Source organism: Variovorax sp. OV084, from assembly GCF_900111625.1.
Lineage (GTDB): Bacteria > Pseudomonadota > Gammaproteobacteria > Burkholderiales > Burkholderiaceae_C > Variovorax.
In genome coordinates this window covers 159,923-183,404 of sequence record NZ_FOII01000003.1, presented here as the reverse complement: position 1 = coordinate 183,404, position 23,482 = coordinate 159,923, and the positions used below count along the sequence as shown (strand labels likewise).

General features: G+C 67.7%; 22 protein-coding genes. 14 read left to right on the top strand and 8 right to left on the bottom strand.

Annotated features, from left to right (window positions below):
* A complete protein-coding gene (locus BMW87_RS10930) occupies positions 1 to 2,046 on the top strand; it encodes an ATP-binding protein (RefSeq protein WP_093055300.1) in 2,046 nt (681 codons plus the stop codon).
* A gap of 44 nt (positions 2,047 to 2,090) precedes the next feature.
* Entirely contained in the window at positions 2,091 to 2,717 is a 627-nt protein-coding gene (locus BMW87_RS10925) for a response regulator transcription factor (protein WP_093076246.1), read from the top strand.
* Between the two features lie 4 nt (positions 2,718 to 2,721).
* Here the strand turns inward: BMW87_RS10925 and BMW87_RS10920 are convergent, their stop codons facing one another.
* The 3 genes from BMW87_RS10920 to BMW87_RS35075 form a co-directional block, all read right to left on the bottom strand.
* Positions 2,722 to 3,285, bottom strand: a complete 564-nt coding sequence (locus tag BMW87_RS10920; RefSeq protein ID WP_093076244.1) for an OmpA family protein — start codon at positions 3,283 to 3,285, stop codon at positions 2,722 to 2,724.
* Positions 3,286 to 3,369: 84 nt separating this feature from the next.
* On the bottom strand, positions 3,370 to 4,029 hold the full coding sequence (locus BMW87_RS10915; RefSeq protein WP_093055306.1) for a YiaD family glycine zipper/OmpA-like lipoprotein: 660 nt from the start codon (positions 4,027 to 4,029) through the stop codon (positions 3,370 to 3,372).
* Positions 4,030 to 4,225: 196 nt separating this feature from the next.
* The gene (locus BMW87_RS35075) at positions 4,226 to 4,387 is read right to left on the bottom strand and encodes a hypothetical protein (protein WP_176928796.1); all 162 of its coding nucleotides are present in this window, start codon (positions 4,385 to 4,387) and stop codon (positions 4,226 to 4,228) included.
* Between BMW87_RS35075 and BMW87_RS10910 the strand changes: the two genes are divergently transcribed.
* Positions 4,386 to 5,534: a murein transglycosylase A gene (locus tag BMW87_RS10910; RefSeq protein ID WP_093076243.1), complete on the top strand. Its 1,149-nt coding sequence runs from the start codon at positions 4,386 to 4,388 to the stop codon at positions 5,532 to 5,534. The two genes, BMW87_RS35075 and BMW87_RS10910, sit on opposite strands and share 2 nt — an antisense overlap.
* Positions 5,535 to 5,683: 149 nt before the next feature.
* Positions 5,684 to 7,924, top strand: coding sequence for a PhoX family protein (locus tag BMW87_RS10905; RefSeq protein ID WP_093076241.1), 2,241 nt, complete (start codon positions 5,684 to 5,686; stop codon positions 7,922 to 7,924).
* A gap of 121 nt (positions 7,925 to 8,045) precedes the next feature.
* On the opposite strand, the gene BMW87_RS10900 is transcribed toward BMW87_RS10905, so the two are convergent.
* The gene (locus BMW87_RS10900) at positions 8,046 to 8,513 is read right to left on the bottom strand and encodes an Lrp/AsnC family transcriptional regulator (protein WP_093076240.1); all 468 of its coding nucleotides are present in this window, start codon (positions 8,511 to 8,513) and stop codon (positions 8,046 to 8,048) included.
* Positions 8,514 to 8,618: 105 nt separating this feature from the next.
* Here BMW87_RS10900 and mdeB point away from each other — a divergent pair, with 105 nt between their 5' ends.
* The 10 genes from mdeB (at position 8,619) to BMW87_RS10850 (ending at position 20,002) form a co-directional block, all read left to right on the top strand.
* The gene (gene mdeB / locus BMW87_RS10895; RefSeq protein WP_093076238.1) at positions 8,619 to 11,273 is read left to right on the top strand and encodes an alpha-ketoglutarate dehydrogenase; all 2,655 of its coding nucleotides are present in this window, start codon (positions 8,619 to 8,621) and stop codon (positions 11,271 to 11,273) included.
* A 59-nt stretch (positions 11,274 to 11,332) separates the two neighbouring features.
* Positions 11,333 to 12,109, top strand: coding sequence for a FadR/GntR family transcriptional regulator (locus BMW87_RS10890; RefSeq protein WP_093076237.1), 777 nt, complete (start codon positions 11,333 to 11,335; stop codon positions 12,107 to 12,109).
* Between the two features lie 144 nt (positions 12,110 to 12,253).
* A complete protein-coding gene (locus BMW87_RS10885) occupies positions 12,254 to 13,582 on the top strand; it encodes an MFS transporter (protein WP_093076235.1) in 1,329 nt (442 codons plus the stop codon).
* A gap of 22 nt (positions 13,583 to 13,604) precedes the next feature.
* Complete coding sequence (gene ltnD, locus BMW87_RS10880; protein WP_093076234.1) at positions 13,605 to 14,528, top strand: L-threonate dehydrogenase; 924 nt, start codon at positions 13,605 to 13,607, stop codon at positions 14,526 to 14,528.
* Positions 14,529 to 14,554: 26 nt separating this feature from the next.
* On the top strand, positions 14,555 to 15,571 hold the full coding sequence (gene denD, locus BMW87_RS10875; protein WP_093076232.1) for a D-erythronate dehydrogenase: 1,017 nt from the start codon (positions 14,555 to 14,557) through the stop codon (positions 15,569 to 15,571).
* Positions 15,572 to 15,574: 3 nt separating this feature from the next.
* A complete protein-coding gene (otnK, locus tag BMW87_RS10870) occupies positions 15,575 to 16,846 on the top strand; it encodes a 3-oxo-tetronate kinase (protein ID WP_093076231.1) in 1,272 nt (423 codons plus the stop codon).
* Positions 16,843 to 17,508 carry a class II aldolase/adducin family protein gene (locus tag BMW87_RS10865; RefSeq protein WP_093076229.1) on the top strand — a complete coding sequence of 222 codons (666 nt, stop codon included), beginning with the start codon at positions 16,843 to 16,845 and terminating at the stop codon, positions 17,506 to 17,508. The genes otnK and BMW87_RS10865 overlap by 4 nt, the downstream gene beginning before the upstream one ends.
* 12 nt (positions 17,509 to 17,520) lie before the next feature.
* Positions 17,521 to 18,342: a 2-oxo-tetronate isomerase gene (gene otnI / locus BMW87_RS10860; protein ID WP_093076228.1), complete on the top strand. Its 822-nt coding sequence runs from the start codon at positions 17,521 to 17,523 to the stop codon at positions 18,340 to 18,342.
* The gene (locus tag BMW87_RS10855; RefSeq protein ID WP_093076226.1) at positions 18,339 to 19,535 is read left to right on the top strand and encodes an amidohydrolase family protein; all 1,197 of its coding nucleotides are present in this window, start codon (positions 18,339 to 18,341) and stop codon (positions 19,533 to 19,535) included. The genes otnI and BMW87_RS10855 overlap by 4 nt, the downstream gene beginning before the upstream one ends.
* The gene (locus tag BMW87_RS10850; protein WP_093076225.1) at positions 19,532 to 20,002 is read left to right on the top strand and encodes a RidA family protein; all 471 of its coding nucleotides are present in this window, start codon (positions 19,532 to 19,534) and stop codon (positions 20,000 to 20,002) included. Before BMW87_RS10855 ends, BMW87_RS10850 begins: the two co-directional genes overlap by 4 nt.
* Here BMW87_RS10850 and BMW87_RS10845 read toward each other — a convergent pair.
* The 4 genes from BMW87_RS10845 to BMW87_RS10830 all read right to left on the bottom strand — a co-directional run bounded on the left by BMW87_RS10845 (position 19,995) and on the right by BMW87_RS10830 (position 23,429).
* Positions 19,995 to 20,672, bottom strand: a complete 678-nt coding sequence (locus tag BMW87_RS10845; protein ID WP_093055334.1) for a TetR family transcriptional regulator C-terminal domain-containing protein — start codon at positions 20,670 to 20,672, stop codon at positions 19,995 to 19,997. The genes BMW87_RS10850 and BMW87_RS10845 overlap by 8 nt on opposite strands.
* Complete coding sequence (locus BMW87_RS10840; RefSeq protein ID WP_093076223.1) at positions 20,669 to 21,628, bottom strand: PDR/VanB family oxidoreductase; 960 nt, start codon at positions 21,626 to 21,628, stop codon at positions 20,669 to 20,671. The genes BMW87_RS10845 and BMW87_RS10840 overlap by 4 nt, the downstream gene beginning before the upstream one ends.
* Before the next feature lie 27 nt (positions 21,629 to 21,655).
* On the bottom strand, positions 21,656 to 22,246 hold the full coding sequence (locus BMW87_RS10835; protein WP_093055338.1) for an NAD(P)H-dependent oxidoreductase: 591 nt from the start codon (positions 22,244 to 22,246) through the stop codon (positions 21,656 to 21,658).
* A 154-nt stretch (positions 22,247 to 22,400) separates the two neighbouring features.
* On the bottom strand, positions 22,401 to 23,429 hold the full coding sequence (locus BMW87_RS10830) for an ABC transporter substrate-binding protein (protein WP_093055340.1): 1,029 nt from the start codon (positions 23,427 to 23,429) through the stop codon (positions 22,401 to 22,403).
* Positions 23,430 to 23,482 lie beyond the last annotated feature (53 nt).

Genomic DNA, 23,482 nt, shown 5'->3' with positions numbered 1-23,482 from the left:
ATGTCCGATGCGCTGCTGACCGTCGCACCGCAGCGGTGGGCGCTGCTGGCGTACGCGCGGCTGCGCTCGCTGTGGCAGCGCTGGTTCTTGTGGCTGCTGCTGGCGGTGCTGGTGTCGGTGCTGCTGGTCACGGTGGTGTGGCTCGCGGGGCGGCATGAGGTCGAGCAGGTGCAGGCGGCGCTCGACCGCGACACCGCCGATGCGGTCTCCGACCTGCGCAGCGGCTTCCAGCGCAATGCGCAGAGCCTGCGCGCCACGCAGGCTCCGGGCGTCGACCGCGCGCAATGGTCCGAGGTGGCGGCCGCGCTGCTGCGCGAGCATCGCGAATGGCTGCGGCTCGAATGGCGCGACGCTGCGCTGCGCCCGCAGCAGGCCGTCAACACGCCTTATCGCATGCGCATCCTCGACGAGGAGAGCCGCGGGGCCGAGCAGTCCGACGTGACGCTGGCCTGCGCCGCCGCGCGCAAGCTCGGCGCGCCGGCCTATTCGCCGAGCCACTACGTGCCGATTGCCGGCGGCGGCGGCATCGAGGTGATGGAGCTGTGCGTGCCCATCGATGCCGGGGGCTATCTCGTGGCCAGCTACTCGCTGCGCGACGCGCTGATCGAACTGGTCGGCCCCACGCTCACGCGCGGCCAGGAAGTGGCCTTCACCGAGGCCGACGGCACGCGGCTGGTAGCGCTCGGCACCTCGCGGCGCACCGGCACGCGCGTGTTCACCTCGCAGCAGCTCATCGACCTGCCGGGCACTGCGTTGATGCTGCGTGTCGACGGCTGGCGCGCCGCGCCCGACCTGTTCCCGAACATGCTCACGGCGCTGGTCACGGCGATCTCCATCGCGCTGGTGTCGGTGCTGGTGCTGCTCGCGCGCGACACGCGCCGCCGCCTGCGCGCCGAGCGCGACCTGGCCGATGCGCTCGCCTTCCGCAAGGCGATGGAAGACTCGGTCATCACCGGCCTGCGTGCGCGCGACCTGCAGGGCCGCATCACCTACGTGAACCCGGCCTTCTGCGAGATGGTCGGCTTCAGCCCCGAGGAGCTCATGGCCGACAACGCCGATGCGCCCTACTGGCCCACCGAGCTGGCGCACGAATACCAGCAGCGGCAGGCGCGGCGCCTTGCGGGCGGCATGCCGCCGCGCGAAGGCTTCGAGTCGGTCTTCATGCGCAAGGACGGCACGCGCTTTCCGGTGCTGATCTTCGAGGCGCCGCTGATCAACGCGCACAAGGTGCAGACCGGCTGGATGAGCGCGTTCATCGATGTGAGCGAGCAGCGCCGCATCGAGGAGCTTTCGCGTGCCAGCCAGGAGCGGCTGCAGGCGAGCGCGCGGCTTGCAACGGTGGGCGAGATGGCCTCGCTGCTGAGCCACGAGCTCACGCAGCCGCTGGCCGCCATCGCCAGCTACGCGAGTGGTTCGCTCAACCTGCTCGGGCCGCATGCCAAAGGCGACCAGGGCGAGGTGGCGATGGCGGTGAGGCGCATTGCCGAGCAGGCCGACCGCGCGGGCCAGGTCATTCGCAGCGTGCACGACTTCGTGCGCCGGCGCGACCGCACGCGCGAGGCCGTGGCGCCGCAGGCGCTGATCGACGCGGTGCTGCCGCTGGTGCGGCTGCAGGCGCGCAAGCTCGGCGTGATCATCGAGGTGGTGCTGGAAGACCGCCTGCCCGCGGCCATGTGCGACCGCACGCTGGTCGAGCAGGTGCTGCTGAACCTCGCGCGCAATGCGATGCAGGCCATGGACGGCCCCGACAATGTCGGCAGCCGCGTGCTGCGGCTGCGCGTGGCGCGCGCCAACGCGGTGGGCGCCGCGGTGCAGGAAGACGGGCGGCGCTGGCTCGAGTTCTCGGTGGCCGACCTGGGCAGCGGCATCAGCGAGGAAGTTGCCGAGCGGCTCTTCACGCCCTTTTTCACCACGCGCGCCGATGGCATGGGGCTTGGCCTCAGCCTGTGCCGCACGGTGGTGGAGCAACATGGCGGGGCGCTGGTGTTCGAGCCGAACAAGCCGCGCGGCACCGTGTTCAGATTCACGCTGCCGGCCGCGGGCTGACGGCGTTTCAATCAATCAAACAATCTTCTGCTGGATCTCACCGCATGCAACCGCTGATCGATGGCTTGATCTTTATCGTGGACGACGACGCCAGCGTGCGCGAGGCGCTGGCCTGGCTGCTGCGTTCGCGGCGCCTGGCCAGCGAGCACTTCGCAAGTGCCGAGGCCTTCGAGCAGTTTCTCGACCAGGGCCCGCTGCCCGAGCAGCCGCTGTGCCTGCTGCTCGACGTGCGCATGCCCGGCACCAGCGGACTGGTGCTGTTCGACCGGCTGGCCGAGCGCGGCCTGCTGCCCTCGATGCCGGTGATCTTCCTGACGGGCCACGCCGACGTGCCGACGGCCGTCGACGCGGTCAAGCGCGGTGCCTTCGATTTCTGCGAGAAGCCGTTCTCGGACAACGCGCTGGTCGACCGGATCGAGCATGCGTTGAATGCGTCGCTTCAGGCGCTGGAAGTGCAGCGCGTGCGGCGCGGGCTGGCCGAGCGCATCGGCGAGCTGACCGACCGCGAGCGCGACGTGATGCGGCTGGTGGTCGAGGGCCTGCCCAACAAGCTCATCGCCGACCAGCTTGCGATCAGCGTGCGCACGGTGGAAGTGCACCGCGCGCGCGTGTTCGACAAGATGGAAGTGAAGTCGGCCGTCGAATTGGCCAACCGACTTCGGGATCTCTAGAAGATCAGGCCTTTTCCGCGACGAAGATTTCGACGCGGCGGTTCTGGGCGCGGCCTGCTGCCGTGCCGTTGTCGGCCAGAGGCTCGCGCGAGCCGCGGCCGTCGGTGGTGATGGCCGTGGTCGACACGCCTCGGCCCACCAGGTGATTGCGCACGCTGTCAGCGCGGCTCACCGAGAGGCGTTCGTTGCCTTCTTCGCTGCCCGTGTTGTCGGTGTGGCCGACCACGCGCACGCTGGCGGCGGTGGCGTTCTTCAGGCCGTCGGCGACCTTGTCGAGCACCTGCGCCAGGTTGCGCTTGACGTTGGCACGGCCGGTGTCGAACGACAGCTCGTTCGGGATCACCACGTGCAGCTGGTTGTCGGCGGTCTGTTCGATCACCGCGCCCGTGCCCTTGGTCGAGGCTTCCAGGTCGGTCTTCAGTGCGGCCAGGCGGGCCGTCCAGCTGTTGGCTGGCGCAGCCGGTGCAGCAGCCGGAGCGGCGGCTGCCGGCGGCGGCGACTGCGAAGCGCAGCCCGCAATAAAAAGCAAAGCGGCCGCAGCCGCACTAGCAACAACAAACTTCCTCATGAATTTCCCTCTCTATGGACCAATGGAACGGTAGTGGTGGGAACCGGCCTTTCAGCGCGGCCGGTTTCCCGGGGTGGTGAACGCTCAGCCCTGCGGCGCGCGCTCGCCCACGTAGATTTCGACTCGGCGGTTCTGCGCACGGCCGGCATCGCTGTTGTTGTCGGCAATCGGTTCGTGCGAGCCGCGGCCCTCGATGCGGAAGGCCGCTGCGTTCACGCCGCGCGCCACGAGGTAGTCGCGGGTGCTGGTGGCACGCTCGACCGACAACGGGTTGTTGATGGCGTCGGAGCCGGTGCTGTCGGTGTGGCCGATGATGCGCACCTCGGCGTTCGGGTTGTTGCGCAGGCCGTTCGCGAACTGGTCGAGCACCGGCGCGAAGTTCGACTTGATGTTGGCGCGGCCCACGTCGAAGGACACGTCGCTCGGGATCTGCAGCTTCAGCTCGTTGTTCGGCGTCTGCGTCACGGCGATGCCGGTGCCCTGCGTGGCGGCTTCCATCTGGCGCTTCTGGTTTTCCATGCGCTGCGACCACAGGTAGCCGCCGAGCGCGCCGGCTGCCGCGCCGAGCACCGCACCCGTACCGATGGCGCCGCGGTTGCCGCCCGTGGCCGAGCCGATGGCGGCGCCGCCGAGCGCGCCGATACCGGCGCCGATGCCGGTGTTGCGCTGCGTGTCGGTCATGCCGCCGGCGCAGCCGGACAGGATGAGCGCTGTGGCAGTGGTGGCGAGTACAAACTTTTTCATGGCGATCCCTTTCTAGGTTGAATCAGGCGGGCCACAGCTTAGCTTCCGGGCGTACGCGATGGTACGGGCTCAAAGCCCCACAGAAAATAAGAAAAGTTTCGCCATAGCGCATGAATGCTACGATGATTGCTACTAAAGTAATAGCGATGGGGTAGTTGTCCGACATGGCGGCGCGGCGCGGGACTGCACAAGCAATTCACGTTTCCGGCGGCGGGTTTCGATCGGTGGCGTCGCGGCCTGCTTCAGGCTCGTCGTCGTCATGCAATTCACCCTTGTTGCGGCCGGAAAACATGGTCCACCAGATGATCAAGATGAACACGAGTCCCGCGGCGAGGGCTTCAAGCAGAATCAAACCCATGAGAAATGGACTCCAGTGGCTGGTCGGGCTTGTGATCGTAGCAACGCTCGCCGCCTGTTCCACCGGCCCGCGCGCGCCCGAGGCCCCCACCCGCCCCCCCGCCACCCAGCCGCGAGACCTCGGTCCGCTCACCGGCTCGCTTGCGCACCCCAAGAGCCGCTGGGTGCCGGTCGGGTGGGGCGAGCTGCCCGGGTTCGGCGAAGACCCGCTGCACGAGGCCTGGATCGCGCTGCTGGCGAATTGCTCGCGCCCCAACGCCGCCTTCGCGCCGCTGTGCCGCGACGTGCGCCAGCTGACCATTGCCACCCCCGAAGAGCAGCGCCAGTGGATGACCGACCGGCTGCAGCCCTATCGCATCGAGGCGCTCAACGGCCAGACCGAAGGCAAGCTCACCAGCTACTACGAGCCGGTGTACGAAGCCTCGCGCGTGCCCACCGCCGCCTTCAACGTGCCGATCTACCAGGCCCCCGACGGCCTGGTGCCGCGCCGCCCCTGGTACACGCGCCAGGAGATCGAGACCCTGCCCGAAGCCCAGGCTGCGCTGCGCGGCCGCGAGATCGCATGGATGGCCGACCCCATCGACGCGCTGATGCTGCACATCCAGGGCTCCGGGCGCCTGCGCATCACCGAGGCCAACGGCTACCAGCACACCGTGCGCGTGGCCTTCTCGGCCACCAACGAGCAGCCCTACCGCAGCGTGCAGCAATGGCTGATGAGCCAGGGCGTGAGCAAGGTCGGCAAGTGGCCCGACGACACAAAAGCCTGGGCCGCGCAGAACCCGCAGCGCGTAACGCAGCTGATGTGGAGCAACCCGCGCTACGTGTTCTTCCGCGAAGAGACGATGAGCGAGGTCGACGCCGCCTTCGGCCCGCGCGGCGCCCAGGGCGTGCCGCTCACGGCCGGCCGCTCCATCGCGGTCGACCGCGAGAGCATCCCGTACGGCACCCCGGTGTGGCTTGCGTCCAACGGGCCGGCGGCGCAGCTGCAGAAACTGGTGGTGGCGCAGGACACCGGCAGCGCCATCCTCGGCGCCGTGCGCGCCGACTACTTCGCGGGCACCGGCGCCGATGCGGGCAGGCTTGCGGCGAGCATGAACCAGCCGCTGCGCCTGTGGGCGCTGTGGCCGCGGCAACTGCCCGCGCCCTGAGCCGCGCGGGCCTGAAGGGTTGATGAAGAGGTGCTGAAAACAGCCTGATTCAACCTGACTGGAACCTGAGCAATTCACGGAGTCGTCATACGAAGTGCCTAACTTCGCGGGCTGGTTTCTCCCCCAACCCACGAAGAAAGACATTGCGCATGACCGCAAATACCCGCACCGACGATCCCTCGGTCGACCTCGACGACATCGGCACCAACCCCACGTCGAACCCCTCGTTCACCGACCTGATCGCCTCGCGCCTGAGCCGCCGCCATCTGTTCGGCCTGGGCGTCGGCACTGCCGGTACCGCGCTGCTCCAGGCATGCGGCGGTGGTGGCGGCGGTGGCACCAGCTTCCCGGTCCTGCCCCCGGCCCCCGCACCCGCCCCCCCTGCGCCAGCTCCCGCTCCTTCCCCCGCTCCGATGAAGCTCGGCTTCAATGCCGTCGCAAAGAGCCTCGCCGACGTCGTGACCGTGCCTGCCGGCTACACCGCCAGCGTGCTGTACCGCCTGGGCGACCCGATCGCCTCGGGTGTCGCTGCCTACAAGAACGACGGCACCGACGACGCCACCACCTACGACCGCCGCGCCGGCGACCACCACGACGGCATGACCTTCTTCGGCATGAATGCCTCGAACAAGTGGGATGCCGCCAACGCCTCGCGCGGCATGCTCGTGATGAACCACGAGGCCATCACGCCGCTGTTCCTGCACCCCGCCGGCCAGACCATCACCGGCACCGGCAATGCCGCCGTGCGTACCGTCGCCGACGAAGTGCTGCGCGAGTTCTACCTGCACGGCGTGAGCGCGATCGAGGTCAACAAGAGCGGCAGCACCTGGAGCTACAAGCAGGACTCGAGCTTCAACCGCCGCGTCCACACGCTGACCGAGATGACCTTCTCGGGCCCGGCCGCCAAGACCGACTACCTGAAGACCAAGTACTCGACCGACGGCAGCAAGACCCGCGGCACGCTCAACAACTGCGCCAACGGCACCACGCCGTGGGGCACGTACCTGACCTGCGAAGAGAACTGGGCCGGCTACTTCCGCCGCATCAAGGCCAACGACGACCCCCAGCGCACCGCGAAGGAAATCGCAAGCTTCACCCGCTATGGCGTGGCCAGCGCTGGCCGCGAGCTCTGGGCTACCGTCACGCCCGACACCGCCGACAACCTGTATGGCCGCTGGAATACCGAAGTCATCGGCGCCACTGCCGTCGACGACTACCGCAACGGCTCCAACACATACGGCTGGGTGGTCGAGATCGATCCGTTCACCCCCGCCAGCACGCCGAAGAAGCGCACCGCGCTCGGCCGCTTCGGCCATGAAGGCGCCTGCCTCGGCCCGGTCGTGGTCGGCAAGCCGCTGGTCTGGTACATGGGCGACGACTCGCAGAACGAGTACCTCTACAAGTTCGTGTCCACCAAGAACTGGGACGCGGCCGACGTCGGCGGCGGCATTGCGGCCGGCGACAAGTACATGGACGACGGCAAGCTCTACGTCGCCAAATTCAAGGCCGACGGCACGGGCGACTGGCTCGAACTGAAGCTCGGTGTCAACAACATCACCTCGGGCTACGCCGGCTATGCATTCGCCGATGCGGCCGATGTCGTGATCAACGTACGCCACGCAGCCGATGCGGCTGGCGCCACGAAGATGGACCGCCCGGAATGGACGGCCGTCAACCCGAAGAACGGCGAGGTGTACCTCACCCTCACCAACAACTCGGCACGTCCGGTCACTGGCACCGACGCGGCCAACCCGCGTTCGTACAACGACCCGAAGAACGGCGTCGATCAGAAGGGCAACCCGAACGGCCACATCATCCGTTTCGCGGATGCCGGTGGCGACCCCGCTGCAGTCACCTTCAAGTGGGACGTGTACCTGTTCGGCGCGCGCTCGACCGCGTCGGCCGACGTGAACCTGTCCGCCCTTGGAGCTGACAACGACTTCTCCAGCCCTGACGGCATGTGGTTCAGCCAGGCCGCGCCCGGCCTGCTGTGGATCGAGACCGACGACGGCAAGTACACCGACGTGACCAACTGCATGCTGCTCGGCGCCCTGCCGGGCAAGGTCGGCGATGGTGCCGCGAAGACCATCACCAACGTCGATGGCGGCACCACCGCCACGCAGGCCACCTTCGTCGGCAAGGCCCCGGGCACCGACGGCCTGCGCCGCTTCCTCGTTGGCCCGGTTGATTGCGAAATCACCGGCATCGCCGAATCGGGCGACGGCCGTGCGCTGTTCGTGAACATCCAGCACCCGGGCGAGAACACGGCCAAGGCCAACATCAGCGATCCGACGAAGTTCCTCAGCCACTGGCCGCAAGGCGGCACCGCCCGTCCTCGCTCGGCGACCGTGGTCATCACGAAGGACGACGGCGGCCTGATCGGCCTCTGAGCGTTGAATCCCTAGGCCCCTCCGGGGAACACCGTGGAACCGGCTCTGCCGGGCCACCGGTGTTGCCCCCGGCGAGGGGGTGGGCGAAGCGACACGAAGTGCGCGAAGCCTGGGGGAGCACCTACTCCCTCGGCAACGGCAGCGCCGTTTTGTATCGCACTTGCTTGAGCGCAAAGCTCGAGCGGATCTTCTCGATTCCCGGAATCGGCGTGAGCTGTTCCAGGATGAATTTTTCCAGCGCAGCCATGTCCGCCACCGCGATACGGATCAGGTAGTCGCTGTCGCCCGTCATCAGGTAGCACTCCATCACTTCGTCGTGTTCGGCGATGCGTTGCTCGAAGTCGGCGAGCGACTGCTTGCTCTGCGTCGTGAGGCTGATCGAGATGAACACGTTGAGCCCCAGGCCCAATGCCTTCGCGCTGACGAGTGCCACATAGCGGTCGATCACGCCGTTCGCTTCAAGCACCTTCACGCGCGCCAGGCAGGGCGACGGCGACAAGTGCACGCGCCGCGCCAGCTCCACGTTCGACAGCGCACCGTCGCGCTGCAGCTCATCCAGAATGCGCAGGTCGATGGCGTCGAGTTGCATGAAATGCTTTGAATTCAAGAAATTGCGGAATTTTATGCTGCGAGGCTGGCGTGGGATTGCCCGCGCCAGTAGCTAATTTTCCGCAAGGCGGCCTAAAGTGCCGGTATGAACGCCCCGATTTCCGCCGACCAGATGCGCGCCTTGCTGCTCGACCCGCAGCTTTCGCACGACCCCGATCCCGCCGAGACCGCCGAATGGCGCGACGCCTTCGTGGCGCTGGCGCAAACACAGGGGCCGCAGCGCGCCAGGCAGATGCTGGTCGAGCTGGCCCGCCTCGCGCGGCAGCAGCGCATCGGCTGGCAGCCCGAACTCGCGACGCCGTACGTCAACACCATCGCCGCGGAAGACCAGCCGCCGTTCCCGGGCGACCTTGCCATCGAGGAAAAGCTCGCCTCGCTCATGCGCTGGAACGCACTCGCGATGGTGGCCAAGGCCAACCAGGCGTATGGCGAACTCGGCGGCCACATCGCCAGCTATGCCAGCGCGGCAGACCTGTTCGAGACCGGCTTCAACCACTTCTTTCATGCGCGCAGCGAGCAGCACCGCGGCGACCTCGTGTTCTTCCAGCCGCACAGCGCCCCAGGTGTCTATGCGCGGGCCTACCTCGAAGGCCGCCTGAGCGAAGAAGACCTGAAGCACTACCGCCAGGAGCTCACCGCTCCCGCCTTCGTCGACGGCAGCGGTGCGCGCGGCCTGTGCAGCTATCCGCATCCGTACCTGATGCCGGACTTCTGGCAGTTCCCCACCGGCTCGATGGGCATCGGCCCCATCAGCTCGATCTACCACGCGCGCTTCATGCGCTACCTCACGCACCGCAACCTGCTGAACTGCGAAGGCCGCAAGGTGTGGGGCGTGTTCGGCGACGGCGAGATGGACGAGCCCGAATCGATGAGCGCGCTGACGCTCGCGGCGCGCGAGAAGCTCGACAACCTCGTGTGGGTCGTCAACTGCAACCTGCAGCGGCTGGACGGCCCAGTGCGCGGCAACGGCCGCATCATCGACGAGCTCGAAAAGCTGTTTGCCGGCGCGGGCTGGAACGTCGTCAAGCTCGTGTGGGGCAGCGACTGGGATGGCCTCTTCGCGCAGGACACGAGCGGCGCGCTGGCCCGCGTGTTCGCCAACACCGTCGACGGCCAGATGCAGACCTTCGCCGCAAAAGACGGCCGCTTCAACCGCGACAACTTCTTCGGCCAGAACCCCGAACTCGCGCGCCTGGCCGAAGGCATGACCGACGAGCAGATCGATCGCCTCAAGCGCGGCGGCCACGACCTCGTGAAGATCCATGCGGCTTACGCGGCTGCGGCCAAGCACAAGGGCCAGCCCACCGTGATCCTCGCCCACACCAAGAAGGGCTACGGCATGGGCAGCGCCGCGCAGGGCAAGATGACCACGCACTCGCACAAGAAGATGGGCGACGTGGACCTCATCGAATTCCGTGACCGCTTCAACCTGCCGCTGACCGATGCGCAGGCCACCGCGATGGACTTCTATCGCCCCGCCGAAGACAGCGCCGAGATGCGCTACCTGCGCCAGCACCGCGAATCGCTCGGCGGCGCCATGCCGCGCCGCGAGACCGCCTGCGACGTGGTGGCCAAGCCCGACATCGCGAGCTACGCGCAGTTCGCCACGGCCGCCGCCGGCAAGGAAATGAGCACCACCATGGCCTTCGTGCGCATGCTGGGCAATCTCATGAAGGACAAGGCCCTGGGCCCGCGCATCGTGCCCATCGTGGCCGACGAGGCGCGCACCTTCGGCATGGCCAACCTGTTCAAGCAGGTGGGCATCTATTCGAGCGTGGGCCAGCGCTACGCGCCGGAAGACATCGGCTCGGTGCTGAGCTATCGCGAAGCCACCGACGGGCAGATCCTGGAAGAGGGCATCAGCGAAGCCGGCGCCATCGCGAGCTGGACGGCGGCCGCCACCAGCTACAGCGTGCATGGCCTGGCGATGCTGCCCTTCTACATCTACTACTCGATGTTCGGCTTCCAGCGCGTCGGCGACGCCATCTGGGCTGCCGCGGACCAGCGTGCGCGCGGCTTCCTGCTCGGCGCCACGTCCGGGCGCACCACGCTCGGCGGCGAAGGACTGCAGCATCAGGACGGCAGCAGCCACCTCGTGGCCGCGACCATTCCCAACTGCAAGGCCTACGACCCGGCCTACGCGGGCGAGATGGCGGTGATCGTCGATGCGGGCATCCGCGAGATGATGGTCGAGCAGAAGGACGTGTTCTATTACGTCACGCTCATGAACGAGAACTACGCGCAGCCCGATGTGCCCGAGGGCGCGGAAGGCGACATCCTGCGCGGGTGCTATCGCTTCGGCACGTATGCGCCGGCATCGGGCAAGGCGAAGAAGAAGGTCACGCTGATGGGCTCCGGCGCGATCCTCACAGAGGTTGTGAAGGCCGCGCAGCTGCTGGCCGAAGAAGGTATCGAGGCCGAGGTGTTCAGCGTCACGAGCTGGAGCGAACTTGCGCGCGACGGGCTGGCTTGCGAGCAGCGCGCGTTGTCGGGTGAAGAAGCCGGCACCGCGTTCATCGCGCAGCAGCTCGGCAAGGGCAGCAAGGCGCCCATCATTGCCGCCACCGACTACGTGCGCGCCGTGCCTGAGAGCGTGCGTGCCTTCCTGCCGGAAGGCCGCCGCTACATCACGCTGGGCACCGATGGTTTCGGCCGCAGCGACACGCGTGCGGCGCTGCGCGGGTTCTTCGGTGTCGATGCGGCCAGCATCGCGCGGGCTGCTCGCCACGCGCTGAACTGAGGCCGCGGCGGTCGCGCAGGGCCTGCGTTAGAGTCGCAGGCCCCACCCCATTCGCGCCCATGACCGCCCGCTTCCAATCCCTCGCCCCCAGCGTCCGCCTGGCCGACCAGGTCGCCGATGCATTGGCCGCCGAGGTGCGCAGCGGGCGCCTTTCCGAAGGCGACCGCCTGCCGACCGAAACCGCGCTGGCCGAGCAGTTCGGCGTGAGCCGCACCGTGGTGCGTGAAGCGGTGTCGCGGCTCAAGTCGCTGGGCCTGCTCGACTCGCGCCAGGGCAGCGGCGTGTATGTGCGTGCCGCCGGCGTCGAGCCGCTGCGCTTCGAGATGCCGCACGTGGCCTCGCGTGAAGCCGTCATCCAGATGGTCGAGCTGCGCCGCGCGCTCGAAGCCGAAGTGGCCGCGCTGGCCGCCGAGCGCCGCACGCCAGACGATGTGCAGCGCATCCGCGACGCCATCGATGCGCTGCACGCCGCCGTGGAAGCGGGTGGCAACGGAGCCGACGAAGACGTGCGCTTCCACCGCGCCATTGCCGAGGCTGCGCGCAACCCCTTCCTCATCGGCACGCTGCAGTACCTGCGGCAGTTTTTGCACGGCGCCACCCGCGTCACGCGCGCCAACGAGGCGCGCCGCGCCGACTTCGCGCGCGAGGTGGCGCAAGAGCATGCGCGCATCGTCGAAGCCATCGAGGCCGGCGATCCGCTGCGGGCGCGCGAGGCGGCCAAGAGCCACATGGACAACGCGATCCGCCGCATCGAGCAGGCCGATCCCGCGTTCTGGCAGCAGGAAGGCGCGCAACTCGCGCGGCCCTTGGTCGAAGGCTGGCCAATAGGCAGCTAAAGCGAGCTTGTAGGCAGCCGAGCCGACACAGAAAGACACCAGAAAGTCGCCGCGAACGGCGCGATCTCCGGGTTTACCCGGGTCAGCTCACAAATCTCAAATTTGTATGATGACCTGACAAATCAACCGAGACAAAGCTTTCTCATGACTTCCTCGACCCTCCAGGCCGGCGCCATGCCGCCGTCCGCCGCAGCCGATGCCGCGCTCGAAAAGCGCACTTACGCCAAGGTGTTCTGGCGCCTCGTGCCCTTTCTCATGCTGTGCTACGTGGTCGCGTACCTCGACCGCGTCAACGTGGGCTTCGCCAAGCTGCAGATGGGGCAAGACCTGGGCTTCAGCGAAACCGTGTTCGGCCTGGGCGCGGGCATCTTCTTCCTCGGCTACTTCCTGTTCGAGGTGCCGAGCAACCTGCTGCTCAACCGCGTGGGCGCGCGCATCTGGATCGCGCGGATCATGATCACCTGGGGCCTGCTCTCGGCCTGCTTCATGTTCGTGAAGACGCCGACCAGCTTCTACATCCTGCGCTTCCTGCTCGGCGTGGCCGAGGCGGGCTTCTACCCGGGCGTGATCCTGTACCTCACGCACTGGTACCCGGCGCACCGGCGCGCGCGGATCATCGCGGTGTTCATGTCGGCCATTCCGGTGGCGGGCATCTTCGGCAACCCGCTGTCGGGCTGGATCATGGACAGCTTCCACGGCGTCTCGTCGATGAGCGGCTGGCAGTGGATGTTCCTGATCGAGGCGGTTCCCGCCGTGCTCGTGGGCGTGATGGTGCTGGTCTACCTCGACAACGGCATCGCCCAGGCGCGCTGGCTGAGTGCTGAAGAAAAGGCGCTGCTGCAGCGCGAGGTGGCGCGCGACGCCGCCCATGGCGCCAAGGGCCCGCACTCGGTGGCTGGCGTGTTCCGCGATGCGCGCATATGGTGGATGGCGTTCATCTACTTCGCCTTCGTCATGGGCCAATACGCACTCACTTTCTGGCTGCCCACGCTGGTCAAGGCCACGGGCGTGCAGGGCAACCTGAACATCGGGCTGCTCAGCGCGATCCCCTTCGTCTGCGCCATCGTCGCGATGAACCTCTTCGGCCGCAGCGCCGACCGCCGGCAGGAGCGCCGCTGGCACCTGATCGTGCCCGCGCTGATGGGCGCGATCGGCTTCACGGTCGCGGCTTCATACACGCAGAACACGGTCGTGTCGCTGGCGTTCCTCTCGCTCGCCGCAGCCGGCGTGCTGACCTGCGCGCCGCTCTTCTGGTCGCTGCCCACCGCTTTCCTCACCGGCACGGCGGCGGCCGCCGGCATCGCGGCCATCAACTCGGTGGGCAACCTCGCGGGCTTCGTGAGCCCGTACCTCATCGGCTACCTGAAAGACCTGACCGGCAGCACGCAGATCGGCATGTACGTGCTGGCCGGTGCGCTGGTGCTCGGCGCCATCGGCGTGTGGCTCACGCCCAAGCAACTCGTCAATCGCTGACCTCGAAAGAAAGAATCCCTGCATGACTTCCAGCACCAACACTCCCGTCGTCGGCCTCGTAGGCCTCGGCGCCATGGGCGCCGGCATGGCGCAATCGCTGCGCCGCGCGGGCCATGCGCCGCACGTGTTCGACGTGCGCCGCGAGGTCGCCGAAGCCTTCGCGCGCGATGGCGGCACGGCCTGCGACACGCTGGCCGCGCTCGGCGCGCAGTGCGACATCGTCGTCAGCGTCGTCGTGAACGCGGCGCAGACCGAGTCGGTGCTGTTCGGCGACGGCACCACGCCCGGCTGCGCCGCATCGATGAAGCCCGGCAGCCTGTTCGTGATGTGCTCCACCGTCGATCCAAATTGGTCGGTGGCGCTCGAAGCGCGCCTTGCCGCGCAGGGCATCCTGTACCTCGACGCACCCATCTCCGGCGGCGCCGCGAAGGCTGCGAGCGGCCAGATGACGATGATGACCGCCGGCACGCCTGCCGCCTACGAGAAGGCTGGCGCGATGCTCGACGCGATGGCGGCCAAGGTCTACCGCCTGGGCGACAGCGCAGGCGCGGGCAGCAAGGTGAAAGTCATCAACCAGCTGCTGGCCGGCGTGCACATCGCCGCGGCGGCCGAGGCCATGGCGCTGGGCCTGCGCGAAGGCGTGGACCCGGCGGCGCTGTACGAAGTCATCACGCACAGCGCGGGCAACAGCTGGATGTTCGAGAACCGCATGGCCCACGTGCTCGCGGGCGACTACACGCCACTGTCGGCCGTCGACATCTTCGTGAAAGACCTGGGCCTGGTGCTCGACGTGGCGCGCGCGACCAAGTTTCCGCTGCCGCTGTCGTCCACCGCGCACCAGATGTTCATGCAGGCATCGACCGCGGGCTATGCGCGCGAAGACGACAGCGCGGTGATCAAGATCTTCCCGGGCATCGAAGTGCCGGCGCCGAAAAAACAGGCCTGAACAAGACAAGAAGGACACACTCGCTCATGAACATCCTCATCACCGGCGGCTGCGGCTTCCTCGGCGCCCGCCTCGCCCGCACGCTGCTCGCGGGCGGCAACCTCGCACTGGCAGGCGGCGCCGCGCAGCCCGTGTCGCGCATCACCCTGGCCGACCGCGTGCCGCCGCCCGCCGACCTGGCCGGCGATGCCCGCGTGCAATTCGTGCAGGGCGATCTGTACGAGCAGGCCGGCAACGGCGCGCTGCCGCTGGCCGACACCGACGCGGTGTTCCACCTCGCCGCCGCTGTGAGCGGCGAATGCGAGGCCGACTTCGACCTAGGCATGCGCAGCAACCTCGACACCACGCGCGGCCTGCTCGAGGCCTGCCGCCGCGCGGGCCACTCGCCGGTGTTCGTGTTCTCCAGCTCGGTCGCCGTGTTCGGCGATTCGCCCGAGCAGCGCCTGCCCGCCGTGATCGAAGACACCACGCTGCCGACACCGCAGAACAGCTACGGCATCCAGAAATTCATCGGCGAGCAATTGGTGGCCGACTTCACGCGCAAGGGCTTCGTGCAGGGCCGCAATGTGCGGCTCATGACGGTGTCGGTGCGCCCAGGCAAACCCAACGGCGCGGCCTCCAGCTTCCTGAGCGGCATGCTGCGCGAGCCGTTGGCCGGCGAGCGTGCACGTTGCCCCGTGTCGCCCGACACGCCGGTCGCGCTGGCATCGCCCGGCAACACCGTCGCGGGCATCGTGCGCGCGGCCACCGCCAGCGCCGCGGAATGGGGTGCACGCACTGCGATCAACCTGCCGGCATTGACGACCACCGTGCGCGAGATGGCGCAGGCGCTCGAACGCATTGCCGGCAAGGATGCCACCGGCCTGATCGACTGGGAGCCCGACGCCGCCATCGCGAAGATCGTCACCAGCTGGCCCAGCCGCATCCACGCAGCGCGCGCCGAGGCGCTGGGCCTGAAGGCCGACGCCAGCTTTGACGCGATCCTGCGCGACTACGTGCGCGAGAACGCACAGGCCGTGAAGCTGCCTGTCGTGAAGGACTGACCCATGGCAAAGCTAGTGCTCGGCTGCATCGCCGACGATTTCACCGGCGCCACCGACCTCGCCAACAACCTCGTGCGCGCGGGCATGCGCGTGGTGCAGGCCATCGGCGTGCCCGAAGGCCCGCTCGATGCCGATGTGGATGCCGTCGTCGTCGCACTCAAGTCGCGCACCATCGCGCCGGCCGAGGCCATCGCGCAGTCGCTCGATGCGCTGCGCTGGCTGCAGGCGCAGGGCGCAAAGCAGATCTACTTCAAGTACTGCTCCACTTTCGACAGCACGGCGCAAGGCAACATCGGCCCCGTGACCGAGGCGCTGATGGATGCGCTGCAATGCGACTTCACCATCGCCACGCCCGCCTTTCCAGACAACAAGCGCACCGTGTTCAAGGGCTACCTGTTCGCGGGCGACGTGCTGCTCAACGAGAGCGGCATGCAGAACCACCCGCTCACGCCGATGACCGACCCGAACCTCGTGCGCGTGCTGCAGGCGCAGTGCAAGCGCAAGGTGGGCCTCATCGACTACACGGTGGTGGCGCGCGGCGCGACTGCCATCGACGAGCGCATCGCTCAGCTGAAGGCCGAGGGCGTGACGATCGCCATCGTCGACGCCGTGTCGAACGACGACCTTCTGCGCATGGGCCCGGCGCTCGCGAAGATGCCGTTGCTCACCGCGGGCTCGGGCGTGGCCATCGGCCTGCCGGCCAACTTCGGACTCGCGCCTTCTTCGCAGGCCAGTGCATTGCCAAAGGCCGGCGGCAAGACGGCGGTGGTCTCGGGCAGCTGCTCGCTAGCCACCAACCGGCAGGTGCTCGATTTCATCCAGCGCGGCGGCGCGGCAATGGCCGTCGACCCATTGCGCATCGCCGCGGGCGTGGACGTTGCCGCCGAGGCTCTGGCTTGGGCCGCGCCCTTGATCGACAAGGGCCCCGTGCTCGTCTACTCGACCGCCGAAGCTGGCGCCGTGAAGTCGGTGCAAGGCAGGCTCGGTGTCGAAGAGGCCGGCGCGATGGTCGAACGCACCATTGCAGCCATCGCGCGCGGTTTGGTCGAACGCGGCGTACACCAGCTGGTGGTGGCCGGTGGTGAAACCTCGGGTGCATGCGTGCAGGCGCTGGGCATCGCGCAGATGCAGATCGGCCCGCAGATCGACCCCGGCGTGCCGTGGTGCCATGCGCGTTCCGATGCTGCGCCAGAGGCAGGCGTGCATATCGCGCTGAAGTCCGGCAACTTCGGAAGCGACGATTTCTTCACCAAGGCCTTTACAGTGCTCGCATGACCGAGAACGAAGCCCGCGAAGAAATCTGCCGCGTCGGCCGCAGCCTGTTCGAGCGCGGCTACGTGCATGCCACAGCCGGCAACATCAGCGTGCGGCTGGACGACGGCTTCCTGATCACGCCGACCGATGCCTGCCTCGGTTTTCTCGACCCGGCGCGATTGGCAAGGCTCGACGCGCAAGGCCAGCAGACCAGCGGCGACCGCGCCAGCAAGACCATCGCACTGCACACGCGCATTTACGCCGCGACGCGCAAGTTCGATGCGAACACCGCCTGCGTGATCCACACACACAGCACGCATTGCGTCGCGCTCACGCTGAACGAGCCGGGAGACGAACTGCTGCCCGCGCTTACACCGTATTTCGTGATGAAGGTCGGCCATGTACCCGTCATTGCGTACCACCGGCCTGGTGCTCCAGAAGCAGCCGAGCAGGTGGCACAAACCATCGAGCGCTTCGGCACCGCCGGCACGCCGATTCGCGCCGTGATGCTCACGCGCCTCGGCCCCAACGTCTGGCACGACACGCCGGCCGCCGCCATGGCAGTGCTCGAGGAACTCGAAGAAACCGCACGGCTTCAGCAGCTCACGCAGGCCGCACGGCCCGAACCGCTGAACGCCGATCAGATCGATGAACTGCGCCGTACCTTCGGTGCGCGCTGGTAGTACAAACACCCCATGCCCCAATTCGCCGCCAACCTCTCGATGCTCTACCCGGAGCTCGCTTTTCTCGACCGCTTCGACGCCGCCGCGAAAGACGGCTTCAAGGCCGTGGAATATCTCTTCCCCTACGACTTCGCGAAAGACGAAATCCTGGCGCGGCTCAAGCACAACGGCTTGCAGCAGGTGCTGTTCAACGGCCCGCCCGGCGACTGGAACGGCGGCGAGCGCGGCCTGGCCTGCCTCCCTGGGCGCGACGCCGAGTTTCGCGAAGGCATTGCCAAGGCTATCGACTACGCCGTGGCGCTCGACTGCCCCCGCATCCACGTCATGGCCGGCCTCGTGCCCGAAGGCCTGGAGCGCGACGCGCTGCAGCCCGTGTACCTCGACAACCTGCGCTGGGCCGCGGCCGAAGCCGCCAAGGCCGGCCGCGACGTGTTGATCGAGCCGATCAACACGCGCGACATTCCGCGCTTCTTTCTCAACCGGCAAGACCACGCGCACGAGATCGTCGAAACGGTGGGCGCACCCAACCTCAAGGTGCAGATGGACCTGTACCACTGCCAGATCGTCGAAGGCGACGTGGCAATGAAGATCCGCAAATACCTGCCCACCGGCCGCGTCGGCCACATCCAGATCGCCGGCGTGCCCGAGCGCCACGAGCCGGACATCGGCGAACAGAACTACCCGTACCTGTTCGACGTGATCGACGAGGTGTCGGCGCAGTGCGGCTGGCAGGGCTGGGTCGGCTGTGAATACCGGCCGAAGCGCGGTTCGGAGCCGGGCGGCACCTCGGCCGGCCTCGGCTGGCTGCGGGCCTGGGAGCAGCGGCACGCATGAAGCTCGAGGCGCTGCGCATTCCGGCGCCGCTGCGTGCATTCGCGGCGGGCGATGCGCAGTTGTTTGATGTCACGTTGACTGGCGACAGCGTTGCATCCATCGTGCCGAGCGCCCAACAGACGCACGCAAGCGGCACGCTGCTGAGCGCACTGGTCGAGGCGCACGCGCACATCGACAAGAACTACACCGTGCAGGACGTCGGCGCGGCGCAGGGCAACTTGTTCGCCGCCATCGACCGCATGAACAGGCATCGCGACAGCTGGACCGGCGAATCGCTGCGGCTTCGCATGGAGCGTGCGCTGCACGACGCGTGGCAATCGGGCACGCGCGCACTGCGCACGCACCTCGACTGGGTGCAGGCCGAACCGCCGGCCGCGCTGGCTGTGTTCGAGTCGCTGCGCGAGGAGTGGCGCGGCCGCGTCGAACTGCAGTTCGTCTCGCTCACGCCGCTCGACCTGTTCGCCGATCAGGCTGCGGGCGAGCGCATCGCGCGCGAGGTGAAGCGCGCGGGCGGTGTGCTCGGCGCATTCGTCTATCGCAACGAAGGCATCGTCCACAAGCTCGGACGTGTGTTCGACCTCGCGCAGCAACACGGGCTGGGCCTCGACTTCCATGTCGACGAAGGGCTCGACCCCGAGGCCAGCGGCCTGCGCAGCATCGCGCAGCTGGTGCGGGCGCGCGACTTCAGGCACGGCGTGGTCTGCGGCCACGCCTGCTCGCTCTCGGCGCAGGACGACGCGGTTGCCGGAGAAACGCTGGCACTGTGCGTCGGCGCGGGCATTCACCTTGTCGCGCTGCCCACCACCAACCTCTACCTGCAGGGCGCCTGGGACCGCACACCGGTGCAACGCGGCATCACGCGCATCCGCGAGGCGGCGGCACGGGGCTTGCGTGCGAGCCTTGCAACCGACAACGTGCAGGACGCCTTCTATCCCTACGGCAGCTATGACTTGCTGGAGACCTTCGGCCTCGGCGTGCAGATGGCGCACCTGGCGCCGGCCTCCGACTGGCTCGACACCGTCACCGTGAGCCCCGCGAAAGCGCTGGGGCTCGCATGGGACGGGCGCATCGCGCCGGGCTGCCCGGCGGACCTGCTGCTGCTGTCGGCCACAGACGAACACGAACTCATCGGCCCGCGCGGGCGGCAACGCACCGTCATCCGCGCTGGCCAGGTACTGGAGAAAACACAATGAGCACGATGGGCAAGCCAATGGCCAACTACGCCGCCGCCAAGCGCGTCGGCGATTTCGTCTTCATGAGCGGCGTGGTCGCGGTCGACCCGGCCACGCGCCGCGCCGTCGCCGGCTACGACGCGATTCCCGAAGCGGCGCGCACCGCGCTGCAGGGCGTGGGCTATGCCACCGGCCAGATGTCGGTCGACGTGTTCGAGGCGCCCATCGTCGCGCAGAGCTGGTTCGTGCTGGAGCGCATCCGCCAGATCGCCGCCGAGCATGGCGGCACCATGGAAGACGTGGTGAAGCTGGTGCAGTACTTCCGCCACCTGCCGCACTACGCCTTCTACAACCGCGTGCGCGGCTTGTTCTATCCGGGCGAGCCGCCGGTGAGCACGGTGGTGGAGGTGTCGCGCTTCCTGCCGGGGGACGAAGTGCTGGTGGAAGTCGAAGCCACCATGTACCTGCCCCAGCGCTCTTCTACTTGACCCCCGCGCCCTTCAGCAGGAACTCCGTCACCTGCTCGATCAGGTAGCGCCGGTCTTTGCCGTCCTTGTCCTGGCCCTGCTGGGCTGCGTTGCGGTAGTAGGCCGCCTGCGTGGCGTGGTCGGCATAGAACTGCGTCACCGCCCAGATGTGGAACAGCACCAGCATCGGGTCTGCCTTGTCCATCAGGCCCTGGTTCATCCAGTTCTGAATCACGGCTGCAGCCTGGTCGGTGCGCTGCTTGCTCGTGTCCATCATGTTGTTGATGACGGGCGCGCCGCGCATCATCTCGGCCGTGAAGATCCGCGAGCGCAGCGGGTGCTCGAACGAGAACATCATCTTGCGCTGGATCAGGTCGCCCAGCACCTTGCGCGGGCCGAAGGCCTCGTCGCTGAAGCCGAACACCACGATCCAGTCGGTGAGGATGTCCTGCAGCACCTGGCGGTACAACGCTTCCTTGCTCTCGATGTAGTAATGCAGCTGCGCCTTCGAAAGCCCCGCCTTGTCGGCGATGGCCTGCGTGGACGCGCCGGCCAGCCCTTCGCTTGCGAACACCTCGATGGCGGCCTGGTTGATGAGGCCGAGCACCTGCGTGTACTTGCGCGAGCGGCCGCGCGTGGCGGGCGCCTCGGCGTCGCTCTCTTCGTTGACGGAAGCAGGACGCGCGCTCACAGCTGGAGTTCCAGTTCCTGGCCCCTGGCGCGCGAGCAGCACAGCGCAATCTTGTGGCGGCGCTCGCTGCCCGTGAGGCAGAAGTCGCGGTGCTCGGCGTCTTCGCCGTCGCCCTCGACCACGCAGGTGCCGCACAGGCCCTGCTGGCACGACACGGGAATGTCGATGCCGACTTCGTGCAGCGCGTCGACGGCTGTCTGGTCGGCAGCCACCGGCACGGTGATGCCACGCCGGGCGAGCTTCAGCGTGAAGGGCAGGCCGGTGGTGGCGTTGGCGTCGGTCGGTGCGGCGAAGTATTCGGCGTGCAGCGCGTCTTCGGGCCAGTGCGCGGCTGCGTCGCGCACCGCCTTCATGAAGCCGCCGGGGCCGCAGACGTAAAGGTGCGTGCCGGGCGCGCGGTCGGCCAGCAACCCATGCAGGTCGATACGCTGCAAGGCGTCACCCTGGTCGAGGTGCAGCCGCAGGTGCGGCGCCAGCGCGGGTGCGTGCAGCGCATCGGCGAAGGCCAGATGCTCTTCGCTGCGCGCGAACACGCACAGCGTGAACTGCGCGCCGCGCGCCGCAAGCGCCTGCGCCATCGCCAGCAGCGGCGTCATGCCGATGCCACCGGCCAGCAGCAGGTGGTGGGTGGCTTCCTCGCGCAGCGGAAAGGTGTTGCGCGGCGCGCTGATCGGCAGCAGGTCGCCCTCGCGCACGCGCTCGTGCATCGAGGCCGAACCGCCGCGGCTGGCGAGCTCGCGCTTCACGCCGATCACGTAGGAGTTGGCGTCGGAGGGCGCGCGCGCCAGCGAGTACTGCCGCGAGAAGCCGCCGGGCATGTGCACGTCGATGTGCGCGCCCGCCTCGTAGGAAGGCAGCGGCCGGCCCCACGGGTGGGCCAGTTCGAAGGCCAGGATTTCCGGCGTCTGCCGCGAGATGCGTTCGACGCGGACGGTGAGCGTGCGTTCGAGGCTCATGGAGTTGTCTCCCTGTGTCGATGTTTTCTAGATGCTGCCCAGCTTGCGCGACACGCGCTCGATGAAATGGGTCCGGTCGCGTGCGGTCGCTGCGTTCATGTCGTGCAGCTGCAGCCACGTCACCTTGCAGCGCCACGCGAACAGCGCACGCAGCGCGCGCGTGAACAGCCGCCGGCCCGGGTCGCCGATCATCAGCACGAACCAGCGCGGCGAGCCGCCGGTGGTCACCACCGTCAGCCGCCGGATGTGCCGCATGCCCGACTTCGCGAGCTGCCCCTTGCGTTCCGCCGGCAGGAAGGCCACGCCCGGCAGCCACACCCGTTCGAGCCAGCCCTTGAGCATCGACGGCGGCCCGTGGAACCAGGTGGGAAACACGAACACAAGATGCTCGGCCCACAGCAGCGCTTCGACGTGGGGTTTCACGCGTTCGCGGATCAGGTCGGGGTTGTCGAGGTAGGCGATGCGCTCTTCGCGTGTCAGCGTCGGGTCGAAGCCCTCGGCGTACAGGTCGATGGCCTTGACGGGGTGTCGCGGTTCGAGCGCCTCGAGGGCGGTGCGATAGAGCGCGTGGTTGAAGCTGTCAGGGTTCGGATGGCAGTGGACGACTAGCGTTTTCATGGTTGAGGGCCGGTTCGCCCAGGACTTGCGTCGCTGGCGAGACGGGGTCAGAGCCCAAGGAGTGAAAGGCCGCGCGGTGCCTTATGGCAACCCAGGCGCCGGCATCTGACCCCGGCGCAAGCCCCGCGCGACCCACGGGAAAAAATCGGTGTGCTTACTTGCCTGTGAGCTTCTTGCGGACGTCGACGCCGACGCCCTTGTTGACGAACTGCGTGGTCACGACTTTCGAGAGATCGACCTCGCCGGTCTTGTACAGGCCGGCCTTGACCATCTTGTCGTAGAAGTCCTTCACGCGGGCCTCGTCCATCGCGCCGATGCCCTTGGTGAGCGATTCGCCGCTGTCGACGATGCCCATCTTCTTCATCAGCTCGATGGAGCCCTGCGAGGCGGCCACGGGCGAGTCGGGGTTGATCTTGGCGATCATCTCGTTAGCGGCCTTGTTGTCGCCGTAGAGGTAGTTGTTCCAGCCGATGATCGAGGCCTCGACGAACTTGCGCACCGTCTCGGGCTTGGTCTTGATCAGGTCGGCGCGCGTCTCGATGGTGGTCGAGTAGGTCGAGAAGCCGTTGTCTGCCAGCAGCTGCACCACCGGGTCGAAGCCGGCCTGCGCCTTGATCGACAGCGGCTCCGAAATCGCATAGCCCTGTTGAATGGACTTCTTGTCGGCCAGGAAGGGGCCCACGTTGAAGGTGTAGGGCTTGAGCTGCGAATCCTTGAAGCCGTGCTCGGACTTCATCCACTGCCAGAAGCTGAACTGGCCGTCCTTGCCGATGAAGGCCACGGGTGCCTTGGTCATGTCCTTGAAGGTGTCGAAGCCCTGGCCCGGGTGGGCGAACATGGCCTGCGGGTCCTTCTGGAAGAAGGCCGCCACCACCACCGTGGGCACGCCGTTCTTCACGTTGTCGAAGGACTGCAGCAGGTTGCCCGTCATCAGGAAGTCGACCTTGCCGGCCGGCAGCATCGGCCGGTTGTTGACCATCGGGCCGCCCTGCTGGATGTCGACGTCGAGGCCGTACTTCTTGTAGGTGCCGTCCACCAGCGCCTGGTAGAAGCCGCCGTGGCCGGCCTGCGCCTTCCAGTTGGTGGCGAACACCACTTTTTCCTGCGCCTGCGCGGCGAAGGCGGCGGCCGCGAGGGCCAGGCCGAAAGCAAGCGGTCGGAGATTGAAAGCGGGGATGCGCATGGGGACGGACTCCTGTGGAGGTTTTGGAAGGTACGGGATGCGGAGACTAAATC